Raw genomic sequence first — 14,701 nt, 5'->3', positions numbered from 1 at the left:
GCCTGTAGCCCAATAGCCACCTGCGCAAGCAGCTCCTAAAACCATAGCGATTCAGGTTTTGACAGATGGCCACTTGTCGTGGAGTTTCACAGCCACGCGCTCGCCCCACAACTCAATCTGCGCCGGCGTGCCGGCATGCGCCTGATTAGCGCTGTCGCCGCGCACATAGCCTAACGCGACGCAGGCGCCGGCCAGGGGACTCCAGCCAACCGATGAGATTTCGCCCACCGTCTGCCCGCCCAGCACAATCGCCTCACCGCCCCACGCAAAGGCCTCCGGCGTATTGAACACCACCGTCACCAGCTTCTTTCGAAGCGCCAGCCCCTGCGTCTTCAGCAACGCCGCCTTGCCGATGAAATCGGCCGGTTTATCGAGCTTGACGCTGAAGGCCAGCCCGGCCTCCCAAGGCGTTTCGTCCGGGCCGAGCTCTGCGCCCCAGGCGCGCCGGCCCTGCTCGACGCGCAGGGCATCCAGCGCGTAATAGCCTGCGTCCCGAATGCCGAGCACTTTGCCGGCTTCCATCAGCGCGAGATAGACATGGCGTGCCATTTCCACCGGCGTGTAAAGCTCAAAGCCCGGCCCTCCGACGTAGCTCATGCGGGCCGCGCGCACGCGCGCAAAGCCCACGTCGATCTCCTGGGTCCAGGAGAACTTCAGCGCGTCAGGCGACAGGTCGTCGGGACTGACCAGCGCCAGCAATTCACGCGCCTTCGGTCCCATGACCGACAGCACGGAATACATCGCCGACACATCGGTCAGCACCGCATGCTCCGCCTCGCCAATGTGCCGCGTGATCCAGTCGAAGTCGCGCACGGTCTGCGCGGACCCGGTGACGACGAAGAATTGATTCACCGCTTGCCGAATGACGGTGAGGTCGCTCTCAAAGCCGCCGCGCTCATTGAGCATCGCGGTGTAGACCATCTTGCCGACGGGTACGTCCATCTCGTTGGCGCACAGGCGCTGCAGCACGGCCAGCGCGTCGCGGCCCTGCAGCAGGTATTTAGAGAATGAAGTCTGGTCGTAGAGGGCCACGGTTTCGCGTGTGGCTTTTTGCTCTTCGAGCATCCAGGGCAGCCAGCCGGGTTTATCGAGCGTGTAGTCGGGGCGACGCATGCCCTCGGGTCTGAAATAACTCGCCCGCTCCCACCCATTCTTGCTGCCGAACTCCGCCCCTTTGGTGGCCAGGACGTCGTACAGCGGCGAGGTCCGCAGCGGCCGCGCCGTTTCCAGCTCCTGCCTCGGCCAGCGCATGGCGTAATGCAGGCCCAGGGTTTCACCGGTACGCTCGGCCAGCGCCTTGCGATTGCCGGTGAAGCTGCCGAAGCGGCGAATGTCCACATCCCACAAGTCGGTGCTCGGCTCGCCGCCTACGATCCATTCCGCCATCAGCCGGCCAGCGCCGCCGCTGTTGGCAATGCCGGCCGAATTGAAACCCGCACAGACAAAATAGTTACGCAGTTCGGGAGCTTCACCCAGGATGAAATTGCCGTCGGGCGTAAAACTTTCTGGGCCGTTGAGCAGCATCTTGACTTCAGCCGTCTCCAGGCACGGGGTGCGGTGCATCGCGGCAGTCATCAGCGGTTCGAACTGGTCCCAGTCTTCGTCCAGCAGTTCGAACTGGAAGGTCGACGGAATAGGGTCCATCTTCCAGGGCTTGGCCTGCGGCTCGAAGCCGCCCATCACCRGGCCGCCGACTTCTTCCTTGTAGTAGATAAAACCGTCCGGGTCACGCATCACCGGCAGCATGGGATGCACGCCTGGGATCTTGCCGGTGACGATGTAGAAATGCTCGGCCGAATACAGCGGCACGTTCACGCCGGCAAGCCTGCCGAACTGCCGCGCCCACTGGCCGGCGCAGTTGACGATGACTTCGCAGCGCACCTCGCCCTGCGCGGTGCGCACGCCCACCGCCTTGCCGTTTTCCGTGATGACGCCGGTGACCTCGATGCCCTCAACCATCTTCACGCCACGATTGCGCGCGCCCTTGGCCAGCGACATGCACAGATCCGCCGGGTTGGCCTTGCCGTCACCCGGCAGCCAGATCGCACCCTGCAGATCGTCGGTACGCATGATGGGATATTTGTCGCCGGCTTCCTGCGGCGATATCTCGTGGMATTCGACACCAAAGCTGTTGGCCATGGCCACCTGTTTCTTCAGCACCTTCATGCGCTCCGGCGTGCTCGCCACGTTGACGCTGCCGCATTGTTTCCAGCCCGTGGCCAGCCCTGTTTCGGCTTCAAGCGATGCATACAACTCAATGCCGTACTTGCTCATCTGCGTCATGTTGCGGTTGGGCCGCATCTGGCCGACCAGGCCGGCCGCATGCCAGGTCGTACCGCTGGTGAGCTTGCCCTGCTCGAGCAGCAGCACATCGGTCTTGCCCATCTTTGCCAGGTGATACGCGACGGAGCAGCCAGCGATGCCACCGCCCACGATGATGATCTGTGCGTGAGTAGGGAGATTCATGCGTGGAATCCTCTTTGACAATCAACCCAGCGGCCGCCGCGGAACCGGCTTCGCCGGGCCGCAGGCTGCGCCTCCTTGAGGGGGAGGCGCCGAAGGCGCTTCGGGGGGGAGCTCATATTTAGGCCAGCCTTATGGCCATGACGCCACCGACAATGGCGCAGGTCCCCACAAAGCGGCGCACGGTAAAAACTTCTTTCAGCAGCCAGCAACCGAGCAGCACAGCGAACAGCACCGAGGTTTCGCGCAGCGCCGCCACTGTAGCCACGGGCGCGCGTGTCATGGCCCACAGCGCAATCCCATAAGAACCCAGTGAGGCCAGCGCGCCCCCCGTGGCCACTGGCCAGCGATGGCGGGCGTAGTCCGCCATCGCCCGGCCGCGGCGCACCATCATCAGGATGCCGAAAGGCCAACCATCAAATAGAAAGAGGGCAGCGACGTATTGCAGCGCGTTGCCTGAAGCGCGAACACCCAGCCCATCGACGATGGTGTAGACGGCAATGATGACGGCGTTCGTCAGCGCAAAACCAACAGCCTTGGGTGCATGCAGGGCGTGGCGGCTCAGGCCCAGTACCAGCACACCGCAGCAAATACCCAGAATGCCTGCCCAGGCCAGCGGCGTGAGCGTTTCACCGAGGGTAAAACTGGCCGACAGCGCCACCAGCAGCGGCGCTACACCGCGCATCAGCGGGTAGGTCAGGCCTAAGTCACCATGCTGGTAGGCGCGCGTGGTCGCAATGTAATAGCCGATGTGAATCAGTACCGACGCACCGATGAATGGCCATGCCTCAGCCCGCGGCCAGCCGACCAGCAGCACCAGCGGCAATGCCAGCACCGACCCAATCAGGTGAATGACCGCCATGTCCAGCGCCTTGTCGGCACTGGACTTGACCAGGGCATTCCAGCCCGCGTGCAGCAGCGCACCAAACAGCACGGCGCCCAGCACCGRCCATGTCAGCACCAGAATGTCAGAGGGCAAGCGCAGACCCGGAAACTGTCAGGGCGCAGCGCCGTGCCCGTCCCAGAAAATGAGCCAGTGAGGGCGTGGCCTTGTTCTGCTCTTTGGCCAGGTCGTCCCAAAGGCGCAACTTCACGGCATCTAAGGCACCGGGCTGTGCGATGAAACGCGCCGCTTCCTCCGCCGAGAAGATGCCGCCCTGCAATTGGAGACTACGCTTGGAATCCGCCGAAAGGCTTGAGTGGTAGCCGCGGCGTGCCGCGCACAAGTAGCGTTTGGCATCCACGTGCAGCTTGATGGCGTCCAGCACCTCGTCGGGGAAAAGACCCCGCAGAAAAGGCAGGGCGCGGTACTGGTGCACATCATCCACACCACGCAGCGACGGTGTCTCGCCCAGGTCATGCAACAGGTGCCCAAGGTCATGCAACAGTGCGGCAGTGACCAGCGCATCATTTGCGCCCTCGGCCTCGCCCAGCGCGGCAGTCTGCAGTGCATGCTGCAGCTGCGTCACGGGCTCGCCGCTGTATTGTTCGCCGCCGCGCTCTTTAAAGAGGTGTTCGATGTCGTCAAAGCTCAGCACGTGAATTTCCTCAAAAGTCAGCCATTCCAGGGAAGTGAATAGGTCTTCAGATTGGTAAAGCTCTTGATCGCTTCCTGCACGCCTTCTTTGTACCCAAGGCCCGAGTCCTTGATGCCGCCAAACGGGGTGAGCTCCAGGCGGTAGCCGGGCACCTCGCGCACATTGACCGTTCCGACATGCAGCTCACTGACAAACCGGTTGATATAGTCCAGGCGGTTGGTGCAGACGGCGCTTGAAAGCCCATAAGCCGTGCCGTTAGAAATCTGGATGGCTTCGTCAATATTCTTGAAACGTATGACCGGAGAGACGGGCCCGAAGGTCTCCTCGCGCGCCACCGTCATCTGCGGTGACACATGGTCCAGCAGCGTAGGTGAATACAGTGCGCCGCGGCGCTGGTTACCGGCCAGAAGCTTCGCGCCCTGTGCCACCGCTTCATTCACCCGCGACTCAAACAGCATGGCCGCCGGCTCATCAATCACCGTACCCATGTCGCTGGCCTTGTCAGCCGGGTCACCGTATTTCCACGCAAGGGTTTTGGCCAGCACCTGCTCTACAAACTCGCCCGCCACCGCTTCATGCACCAGGAGCCGCTTGATGGCCGTGCAGCGCTGTCCCGAATTTTTATAGGAGCCTTGCACGGCCAGCGTGGAGGCCTCGTTGAGATCGGCATCTTCCATCACGATGATGGGGTCGTTGCCACCCAGCTCCAGCACCACGCGGCGGTAACCTGCCTTTGATGCAATATATTTTCCGATGACCACGCCGCCGGTAAAGGTCACCAGGTCGACCAGGGGATTGGTGATCAGCTCATCGGCGATTTCGCGCGGATCGCCTGTCACCACGCTGAGCATCTCGGGGGGCAACCCCGCCTCGTACAGGATGTCGGCAAACAAAATGGCCGAGAACGGCACCTTCTCGGAGGGCTTGAGCACCATGCGGTTGTTGGTCGCAATGCTGGGCACCACCTTGTGCGCCACCTGGTTCATCGGGTGGTTGAAAGGCGTAATGGCGGTGATGACGCCCAGGAGTGGCGAGCGGTGCGTATAAACGCGGCGCTTCTTGCCGTGCGGCGTGAGATCGCAGCTGAAGATCTGGCCGTCGTCTTTCAGCACCTCGGTTGCGCCGAAGAGCAGCACGTCACTCACCCGCCCCGCCTCGTAGATGGAGTCCTTCAGGCACAGGCCCGCTTCCGCCGTGATGAGGTTGGCAATCTCCATCAGCCGTGACTGCACGATGGCTGCGGCGCGGTTGAGGATGGCCGCGCGTTCATAGCGGCTCAGCTCGGGTTTGCAGGCGTGCGCTTTGGCGAAGGTCTCGCGGACCTCCTCGAGTGTGGCCTTGGGTACGCTCCCCAGCAGCTTTTCGGTGTAGGGGTTGAATACTTCGATGGAACGGTCACCGGTCCGGCCGGCGCCGACCTTGCGGCCGGCCAGTCGCATGGTGTTGAGCTGGTGGTCGCGAATGTACTGGTCAATCACTCGGCAGCTTTCGTGGGGGTTAAAGGTACAGGCGGGACGCTTCTTGTTGGCAGACAGGTCTACCGGGCGTAATTGAGCGCGAGGTCGAAGGCATCGAAATTGCGGAAGCGCCGGGTGCGGTCCAGGCCCGGGAGATGACGGTTCACGATCAGCGGCACGCGTTGCTCACTCATGCCGCCGTGAGACCGCAGCGGCACTTCCAGCGCGGAAAGATCGTGACGCGAAGCCGAGGTGCCGATCACCGTGAAACGTTCAGACACCGCCACAATGTCGCCGATCCTGTCGGCCGGGAGTTCGAAACGTTCGGCGGCCTGCTCTCGCGAAAGCACCAGCTCCATGCCCTTGAGCGCCGCGAGCCGTCTGCGCGCAGCCTCGATGTTCGTGCCCTCGGGCAGATACACCGTGGCGAAAGAACCCAGCGCTCCGTGGTGCACGACATAAGGATCAGTGATCGGAAKGATCACGCGCGCAACGCTGGCGCCCAGCCAGTTGTCGAACCAGTCCTGCAGATAGATGACGTCGGGCGTCCCGTCCATGGCGACCTTGGCATTCATGCCATGGTCGGCGGTCAGCACAATGACGCACCCGAGATCTTCAAGCTGCTGCATGTAGCCGTCCATCATGCGGTAGAAGGAATTGGCGCCATCGGTGCCCGGCGCATGCTTGTGCTGCACATAGTCGGTGGTCGAGAGGTACATCACGTCGGGCTTGTACTTCTGCATGATCTTCACGCCGGCGGCAAACACAAACTCCGACAGGTCGGCGCTGTACACGCTGGGCAGCGGCTGGCCTACCAGGCCCAGGACATCTTCTATACCGTTTTCTTCAAGCGTGACCTGGTCGGCCTTCTCGGATGAAAAGCAGATGCCCTTCATCTTGTGGCCCAGCAGCTTGCGCAGCTTGTCTTTGGCCGTTATGACCGCCAGGGACTTGCCGGCATCCGCAAGGGCCGCCAGCAGCGTGGGCGCGCGCAGCCACTTGGGGTCGTTCATCATGACTTCGGTACCGCTGGCGGTATCGAACAGGTAATTGCCGCAAATGCCGTGCACGCTGGGGGGCGCGCCGGTCACGATGGAAAGGTTGTTCGGGTTGGTAAAGCTCGGCACCACACAGTCACCTGTCAGGCCCGAGCCCAGCGCCAGGGTGCGCTTGAGCCACGGCATATGGCCCGAGGCCACGGCCTGGGCCAGGTAATCGGGTTCACAACCATCCACGCATACCACCACAACAGGCTGGGTCGGCAGCCGGTACATGCGGCCGTTGACGGTCACGTTGGTTTGTTTGTCAGCGACTGCCACGTTGGAGCCTTCCTTTGTCCATGTTTTTTTCTGTGCCTCTGGCGGTACTGTCGTCGAGCAGATGCGCCGCCTTGGCCTGCGCCGTACGGGCTGCCGGGCTGGCCTGCAGGCGCGCCTGGCGCCGCAGGTCGTTCTCAATCGTGCGCTCCTTGCTTTCGATCACATGGTCGTACATGGCACGGCCTGCGACATCCGCGTCACCGGAGGCGATGGCCTTGACGATCTGCCGGTGTTCATTGGCCGAAATCGGCATGAGCCACCCGTCGGCGAGGTTCAGTCGCCGGAACAGCGACAGCTCCTTGATGAGCTTGCGATAGATGGCCGTGAGCTTGCTGTTGCCCGCCATCTCTACCAGCCGGTCGTGGAATTTCAGGTTGAGCAGGTGGTAGTTGTAGGCGTCTTCCGCCTTGACGGATTTTTCCATCGAGTCGACAAGACCCCTGATTTCCTTCAACTGCGCAGGCGTGATGTTTCTTGCAAGCTGGCGCCCCACAAGCTCATCCATCGCGGCGCGCAGATCGAAAATCTCGACGGCCTCCTCAATGGGAATGTCGCGCACAAAGACGCCGCGATTTTTTTCATTGCGCACCAGGCCGGCTTCCTCCAGCATGCGGAAGGCCTCACGCACCGGGCCGCGCGAGACGCCCATCTTTTCGGCCAGCGCAGCCTCAATGAGCTTGCTGCCGGGTTCGTATTCGCCAACAAGAATGGCTCGCTCGATTTCCTGCTGCACCACCGTGGTGAGTGAACTGGTCTGCAGCAGCGCGATAGTGGGATGGAACACGGCATTCATGCCCTGCATTGAAGCACAAAACCCAGGATTGTCAACAATCTGCAAAAAACAATTGACAAGACAAAAGGGGCAGCGTTAAATAAATATTGAGCTGGGTTGATATGACCTGAACACAGGTTGGTCATCGCAGTGTCACTGCCCCGACACGAACAGGTCACAACATTGCAGGTTTTCCACAAAGGACTTTTTATGCAGCTGGCTACCCATCTCAAATCCCTGCCAAAGGCGATCGCTCTTATCGGCATTTTTGGCCTGCTCACCGCCGCCACCGGTGCATTCGCGCAAAAAACCCAGCTGCTGGTCTACACCGCGCTGGAAACCGACCAGATCAAGGCCTATCAGGAAGGCTTCAACAAGGTCTATCCCGACATCGAGATCAAATGGGTTCGTGACTCGACCGGTGTGATCACCGCCAAGCTGCTGGCCGAAAAGTCCAACCCCCAGGCCGACACCATCATGGGCGTGGCCGCTTCCAGCCTGGCGTTGCTCGACAAGCAGGGCATGCTCGAGCCGTATGCGCCGATCAACCTTGACGGCATCATGAGCCAGTACCGTGACAAGAAGAAGGTCCCCGCCTGGTTCGGCATGGACGTGTGGGGCGCCACAGTGTGCTTCAACACCGTCGAAGCCAAGAAGAAGAACATCCCTACCCCGGAGACCTGGCAGGACCTGACCAAACCCATTTACAAAGGCCAGGTCGTCATGCCCAACCCCGCCTCCAGCGGTACCGGCTACTTCGACGTGACCGCCTGGCTCACCCTCTTTGGCGACAAGGACGGCAAAGGCGGCGGCTGGAAGTACATGGACGCCCTGCACGAAAACATCGCGCAGTACACCCACTCGGGCTCCAAGCCTTGCAACATGGCAGCCTCCGGAGAATTTCTTGCGGGCATTTCGTTCGAGTACCGCGGCAACACCAACAAGGCCAAGGGTGCGCCCATCGAACTGGTATTTCCCAAGGAAGGCCTGGGTTGGGACCTGGAAGCGTTTGCCATCCACAAAGGCACCAAGAAGCTGGACGCCGCCAAGAAGCTGGCCGACTGGGCATCAAGCAAGGACGCGATGATGCTGTATGGCAAGAACTTTGCCATCACGGCGCAGCCGGGTCTGGCGCCGCCGCTGGCCAATGTGCCCAAAGATTACGAATCGCGTCTCGTCAAGATGGACTTCAGCTGGGCAGCAGACAACCGAGAGCGCATCCTCAATGAATGGACCAAGCGCTATAACTCCAAAACAGAGAAGAAGTAGCCCCCTGTAGGCGGCCTGGCGGCCGCCTCTCCCCCTCAGGGGACACCACCTGTGGCCCGGCTAAGCCGGTTCCACGCTGGTGCTTGCACTGCATACTTTTTTTACATCGCGTCCAGTCAATCAGCTGTAGCCCAAGGCGTCACACCAGGCATGAACAACGACACTTTTCTGAGCCTGCGCCACATCCGCAAGGAGTTCGGCGGCTTCACTGCGCTGCAAGACATCAACCTGGACATCCGCAAGGGCGAGTTTGTTTGTTTTCTGGGGCCTTCGGGGTGCGGCAAGACAACCTTGCTGCGGATCATTGCAGGGCTGGAAGTGCAGACCTCCGGCGAGGTGCACCAGGGCGGGCGCGACATCTCGCGGCTGCCGCCGGCTTTGCGTGATTACGGCATCGTGTTTCAGAGTTACGCGCTGTTTCCCAACCTCAGCGTGGCAGACAACGTGGCTTATGGACTGGTCAACCGCAAGACGCCAAAGGCGGAGGCGGCCAAACGGGTGAGCGAGCTGGTCAAGCTGGTGGGGCTGCCGGGCAGTGAAGCCAAGTACCCCAGCCAATTGTCAGGCGGCCAGCAGCAGCGCATAGCCTTGGCACGTGCATTGGCCACATCGCCGGGCTTGCTGTTGCTGGATGAACCTCTTTCGGCGCTCGACGCACTGGAGCGGGTGCGTCTGCGATCAGAAATCCGCGCGCTGCAGCAAAAGCTGGGTGTGACCACCATCATGGTGACGCACGACCAGGAAGAAGCCTTGAGCGTGGCCGACCGCATCGTGGTGATGAACCACGGCCTGATTGAGCAGGTGGGCACGCCCATGGAGATTTACCGTGAACCTGCTTCGCCTTTTGTGGCGGATTTCGTCGGCAAGGTCAACGTCATGCCGGTGCGCGTGAGCGGCGGCGAGATGAAGTTCGGCGCCCTGTGCCTGCCCTGCGACGGCGTCGACCGCGACGCCAAAATTTACCTGCGGCCCGAAGATGTACTGGCCCGTCCGATTGCCGCCGGCGATGCCCACGTGTTTGAGGCCACCATCGAGAAGATCGAGTTTCTGGGTTCGTTCTGCCATGTGCATGTGGATTCGCCCGCACTAGGCGGGCACAAGCTCACGGTGTACCTCTCCCTCAATTTCCTTTCCGAGCAATCGCTGCAGGTCGGCTCGTCGTTGCCTCTCAAGCTGCTGCCCGAGCGCATCAAGGTGTTTTGATGCCTGTGTTCACCGCCCCTGCGCCGGCCGCAGTACGTCAGCAAACGCACTGGATTGACAACCTGGCCTATGCGGCGCTTGCGCTGGTAGCTATCGTCTTAGTAGCATTTCTGGCGGCGCCGCTGTTGGCCATTCTTCAGCAGGCGCTGCTGGGGAAATCCGGCGACTTCGTCTGGTTCGACAACTTCATTGAGTACGCCAAGACCCCAGCGTTGCTGGAAAGTTTGTGGAACAGCCTCTGGGTATCCACGGCCGTCACACTGGTAGCTGTCCCCCTGGCCTTTGGGTTTGCCTATGCACTGACGCGGTCCTGCATGCAGTACAAGGCGCTGTTTCGCGGTATTACGCTGATCCCGCTGCTGGCGCCTTCCCTGCTGTCGGCCATCTCGCTGATCTACTGGTTCGGCAACCAGGGCGTGCTCAAGGGCTGGATGCAGGGCCTTGGGATTGAGCAGATCTACGGCGCACCCGGCATCGTGGTGGCCGAATGCTTTGCGGTGTTTCCGCACGCGCTGATGATCCTGGTTACGGCGCTCAGCCTGTCAGATGCTCGCCTGTATGAGGCCGCCAACGCCATGGGCACCAACGCCAGGCGCAAGTTTTTAACCATCACCCTGCCGGGCGCAAAGTACGGCCTGATCTCGGCCGCGCTCGTCACCTTCACGCTGGTCATGACCGACTTCGGCATTCCCAAAGTCATAGGCGGCAACTTCAATGTGCTGGCCACTGATGTCTTCAAGCTGGTCATCGGCCAGCAGGACTTTGCCAAAGGCGCCGTCGTCGCCATCCTGCTGCTGGCGCCGGCGGTACTGACCTTCGCCGTCGACAAATACGTCAGCAAGCGTCAGACCGCCATGCTGACGGCGCGCGCCGTGCCCTACCGGCCCACGCCCTCGCGCGGCTATGACTGGGTCATGACGCTATATTGCTGCGCCATTGCCTTTCTGGTGCTGGCGATGCTTGGCATGGCAGTGTTCGCCTCTTTCGCGAGCTTCTGGCCCTACAACCTCTCGCCCAGCCTGCGCCACTACACCATGGGACTGGTCGATGCAGAGGTCGGCGTCGGGTTCGTCAACAGCCTGAAAATGGCTGCGGGCACCGCCTTCTTCGGCACCGCGCTGGTGTTCGTCAGCGCCTACCTGCTCGAAAAAACCAAGGGTATGGACGGCCTGCGGGGCTTTGTGCGCATGCTGGCCATGCTGCCCATGGCGGTGCCCGGCCTGGTGCTGGGCCTGGGCTATATCTTCTTTTTCAATGCGCCCGACAACCCCTTGAACAGCCTGTACCACACGCTGACGCTGCTCACGCTGTGCACCATCGTCCACTTCTACACCACGGGCCATCTCACGGCAGTCACGGCCCTCAAGGCGCTGGACGGCGAATTCGAAGCCGTCAGCGCCTCGCTCAAAGTCCCCTTCTTCAAGACCTTCTGGCGCGTCACCCTGCCGATCTGCACACCCGCCCTGGTCGATATTGCGCGCTATTTTTTCATCAATGCCATGACGACGATTTCCGCCGTCGTCTTCCTCTACTCGCCCGAGACCAAGGTGGCCTCCATCGCCATCCTGAACCTCGACGAGGCCGGCGAGATTGGGGCTGCGGCTGCCATGGCCGTGCTGATCGGCATGGCATCAACGATTGCAACCTTGCTGTTCATGGCGCTGGCGTGGTGGATTAACCGCCGCACGCAGGCATGGCGCGGCGGCGCACGCTGAGAACGGGGATGCAAGACCACCGCAGCCTTCGCATGCTGACGCGCTACACCGCCTGGGCAAATGGCCGTCTCTTTGAGGCCCTGCACCAGTTGCCGCCTGCCGAGGTGACCGCTCCCCGGGCCACCTCCTTCGGCAACATGATCCGTACGCTGAGCCATGCGCACGTCGTTGACCTGATCTGGCAGGCACACCTGGAGGGCCGGCAACACGGCTTCACATCCCGCAATGCCGAGAGCACGCCAACGCTTGCGCAGTTGCAGGAGCAGCAGCAGGCGCTCGATGGCTGGTACATCCGTTATGCAGACGGTTTGACCGGCGACCTGCAACGCGAGATCGTGCATTTCAGGTTTGTCGACGGCGGCGAAGGCGCCATGACCCGCGGCGACATGCTGCTGCACATCGTCAACCACAAGACTTTTCACCGCGGCTATGTGGCCGACATGATGTACCAGGTTCCGGCACGCCCGCCCAGCATGGACCTGCCGGTTTTCCTGCGTGACGCCGCTCCCGACCTGGACTGAAGCTGACCCCCACCAAAAACAACGAGGCAATCCATGGACAGAGACAAAATCCTTTTAACCCCCGGCCCGCTGACCACCACGCTGCGCACCAAACTCGCGATGCTCAAGGACTGGGGCTCCTGGGACGGCGACTTCAATGCCGTCACCGCCAGCGTGCGCAAAAGCCTGCTGGACATCATCCATGGCCAGGATTCGCATGTCGTCGTGCCGCTTCAAGGCAGCGGCACCTTCAGCGTGGAGGCCGCGGTGGCCACCGTGGTGCCGCGCGACGGCCACGTGCTGGTGATGGACAACGGCGCATACTGCAAACGCGCCGCCAGACTCACCACACTGATGGGCCGGCGCTGCACCGTGATGCCTTTCGACGAGGCCGCGCAGGTATCGCCTGCGGCGCTAGCGGACAAGCTCAAGGCCGATTCCAGCATCACCCATGTCATGCTGATCCACTGCGAAACCGGCGCGGGTGTACTTAACCCGCTGCAGGAAGTGGCCGACGTCTGCAAGGCCCACGGCAAGGGCCTGCTGGTGGACGCGATGAGCTCTTTTGCCGCGATCGAGATTGATGCGCGCAAGGTGCACTTCGATGCCCTGGTCGCCGCCAGCGGCAAGTGCCTTGAAGGCGTTCCCGGCATGGGCTTTGTGTTCATCCGCAAGGCCATTCTTGACGGCTGCGCAGGCCGCAGCCAGTCACTGGCCATGGACCTGCACGACCAGTACGTCTACATGGAAAAAACCACGCAGTGGCGATTCACGCCACCCACCCATGTGGTGGTGGCGCTGGCCGAGGCCATTGCCCAGTTTGAGGAAGAAGGTGGCCAGCCGGCACGCCTCGCGCGCTATACCGCCAACTACAAAACCCTGATCACCGGGATGGCCAAGCTTGGCTTCAAGCCTTTCCTGGACCCGGCCATCCAGGCGCCCATCATCGTGACCTTCCACGCCCCGGCCGACAGCCGCTATGACTTCAAGAAGTTTTATGCCGCCGCGCGCGATCGCGGCTTTGTCCTATACCCGGGCAAGCTCACACAGGTAGAAACTTTCCGGGTGGGTTGTATCGGTGCGATCGGCCCGAATGAGATCGAACAGGCCGTGCTCGCGGTGGCAGGCGCCCTGCAAGACATGGGCATCACCTCCGCAGCGCCGGCCACCTGAGTGGAGAGCCACCCACACACAGGTCGTGGGACTACTTGTCTTCACCAGCAGGGGCCGCGGAACCGGCTTTGCCGGGCCGCAGGCGCAGCGCCCCCTCGGGGGGCAGCGCATTACACGGAGCCGAAGGCGAAGTGAAAAGCGTGGGGGCCTAATGGAATCGGCGAAATGCTTCGGAAGGAAGCTCGCCAAACATTTGCTGGTAGTCGTGCGCGAAATGACCAAAATGCCAAAACCCCAGGTCTGTTGCAGCCGCCGTCACGGACGTAGCGGTCTTCAGTGCCTGCCTGGCGGCGTTCAGGCGAACGGCGCGCAAATAGGCCAATGGGCTGATGCCCAGCGCCGTCTGAAAACCATTTTGCAAGGTTCGGCGGCTCACGCCGAGCTGCTCACACAAGGCCAGCACGGTAGGTGGCTGATCGAGCTGCGTATGCACCAGCTCACGGGCGCGCCGCGTCAGCGTCCAGTGTGCGTGGGTGCCGGCAGGATCCACGGCATCCACAGGCGCAAGAACCCGGCCGAGCTGCTCCATCACGGTGTCAAGCATCGCCGCCTGGACGGCTGCAGACTGCAGCAGCGCCGGGGCAGCCTCCACGGTATCCATCACCCCCGTGAGGCATTGCCGGAGGCTGGCCTGTGCCGAAGCGTCCAGCCTGCGCAAGCCGGCCTGCGCACCCAGCCGGGCTTGCAGTGCCGGGTCATGCCGGCTGCAGCGGCGCCAGGCCGCCTCGTCGAGCTCCAGCCCCAGCATCACATGGCGCCGGGAAGAGCGGAACTCAAAACCCGATGCACCCGAAAACACATGCAATGCACCAGCGTCGCTGGGCGCACCGCAAAAAACGCTGGGGCCTTCGACCTGGAGCGGCAGTCCCAAGGCCAGGGCACCATCACGTATCCGTCCGGTCTGGTACACCGATTCCCGCAGGCTTTCCACAAAGAGGCGAAGGCCCGCAAATTCCAGCTGGCGAACCTCTCCGCCGAACGCGCCGCGGGACAGCTGGAGGTAGCTCTGGTTCCAGCCTGTGAGCGCCGCCGCCTGCTCGTCTGCGTCGGCAAACGACGCGCGGGACAGCAGGGCGGGTTGAAGAGTGTCAGGCGTGTGAACCATGGCCGCATTCTTGCAGGATTCGTGCCGTGTGCAAGCAACGCTTTGAAACACTTCGACCTACTCTCCGGCTCTTTAAGCTCAATCTCCCTGCGTGACTTGCCGAAATGGGATTTCAGCGCACCCACCCTCGCCCTACGATGCAAAACAGCCCCACCGGGCCCTCAACCTTGCAACCTATAAGGGAGCC

At 62.0% G+C, this 14,701-nt stretch carries 12 protein-coding genes; 5 read left to right on the top strand and 7 right to left on the bottom strand.

From position 1 onward, the window contains the following. Positions 1-51 precede the first annotated feature (51 nt). The 6 genes from AC1D0Z_RS03480 to AC1D0Z_RS03455 form a co-directional block, all read right to left on the bottom strand. Positions 52-2,466 (bottom strand): GcvT family protein, encoded by a 2,415-nt coding sequence (locus tag AC1D0Z_RS03480; protein WP_477656848.1) that lies wholly within the window; start codon positions 2,464-2,466, stop codon positions 52-54. 118 nt (positions 2,467-2,584) lie between these two features. After that, on the bottom strand, positions 2,585-3,424 hold the full coding sequence (locus AC1D0Z_RS03475) for an EamA family transporter (protein ID WP_477656847.1): 840 nt from the start codon (positions 3,422-3,424) through the stop codon (positions 2,585-2,587). Positions 3,425-3,431: 7 nt separating this feature from the next. Further along, the gene (locus tag AC1D0Z_RS03470) at positions 3,432-4,001 is read right to left on the bottom strand and encodes a phosphonate degradation HD-domain oxygenase (protein ID WP_477656846.1); all 570 of its coding nucleotides are present in this window, start codon (positions 3,999-4,001) and stop codon (positions 3,432-3,434) included. Positions 4,002-4,018: 17 nt separating this feature from the next. Continuing rightward, a complete protein-coding gene (gene phnY, locus AC1D0Z_RS03465) occupies positions 4,019-5,440 on the bottom strand; it encodes a phosphonoacetaldehyde dehydrogenase (protein WP_477656861.1) in 1,422 nt (473 codons plus the stop codon). 98 nt (positions 5,441-5,538) lie between these two features. Next, positions 5,539-6,777 (bottom strand): phosphonoacetate hydrolase, encoded by a 1,239-nt coding sequence (gene phnA / locus AC1D0Z_RS03460; RefSeq protein WP_477656845.1) that lies wholly within the window; start codon positions 6,775-6,777, stop codon positions 5,539-5,541. Continuing rightward, entirely contained in the window at positions 6,764-7,570 is an 807-nt protein-coding gene (locus AC1D0Z_RS03455) for a phosphonate utilization associated transcriptional regulator (protein ID WP_477656844.1), read from the bottom strand. Before AC1D0Z_RS03455 ends, phnA begins: the two co-directional genes overlap by 14 nt. Before the next feature lie 189 nt (positions 7,571-7,759). Between AC1D0Z_RS03455 and AC1D0Z_RS03450 the strand changes: the two genes are divergently transcribed. The 5 genes from AC1D0Z_RS03450 to AC1D0Z_RS03430 all read left to right on the top strand — a co-directional run bounded on the left by AC1D0Z_RS03450 (position 7,760) and on the right by AC1D0Z_RS03430 (position 13,409). Then, positions 7,760-8,818: a putative 2-aminoethylphosphonate ABC transporter substrate-binding protein gene (locus AC1D0Z_RS03450; protein WP_477656843.1), complete on the top strand. Its 1,059-nt coding sequence runs from the start codon at positions 7,760-7,762 to the stop codon at positions 8,816-8,818. A gap of 150 nt (positions 8,819-8,968) precedes the next feature. Further along, entirely contained in the window at positions 8,969-10,021 is a 1,053-nt protein-coding gene (locus tag AC1D0Z_RS03445; RefSeq protein ID WP_477656842.1) for a putative 2-aminoethylphosphonate ABC transporter ATP-binding protein, read from the top strand. Next, positions 10,021-11,736: a putative 2-aminoethylphosphonate ABC transporter permease subunit gene (locus AC1D0Z_RS03440; RefSeq protein WP_477656841.1), complete on the top strand. Its 1,716-nt coding sequence runs from the start codon at positions 10,021-10,023 to the stop codon at positions 11,734-11,736. Before AC1D0Z_RS03445 ends, AC1D0Z_RS03440 begins: the two co-directional genes overlap by 1 nt. An 8-nt stretch (positions 11,737-11,744) precedes the next feature. Beyond that, complete coding sequence (locus tag AC1D0Z_RS03435; RefSeq protein ID WP_477656840.1) at positions 11,745-12,257, top strand: DinB family protein; 513 nt, start codon at positions 11,745-11,747, stop codon at positions 12,255-12,257. 33 nt (positions 12,258-12,290) lie between these two features. Beyond that, on the top strand, positions 12,291-13,409 hold the full coding sequence (locus AC1D0Z_RS03430) for a 2-aminoethylphosphonate--pyruvate transaminase (protein WP_477656839.1): 1,119 nt from the start codon (positions 12,291-12,293) through the stop codon (positions 13,407-13,409). Between the two features lie 148 nt (positions 13,410-13,557). Here AC1D0Z_RS03430 and AC1D0Z_RS03425 read toward each other — a convergent pair whose 3' ends face one another. Continuing rightward, positions 13,558-14,514, bottom strand: a complete 957-nt coding sequence (locus AC1D0Z_RS03425; RefSeq protein WP_477656838.1) for a helix-turn-helix domain-containing protein — start codon at positions 14,512-14,514, stop codon at positions 13,558-13,560. Positions 14,515-14,701: the final 187 nt, after the last annotated feature.

The sequence above is a fragment of the Polaromonas sp. P1_E3 genome, assembly GCF_056405935.1.
Note: the sequence above shows the minus strand (reverse complement) of the source record. Positions and strands in the feature narration are given on the sequence as shown.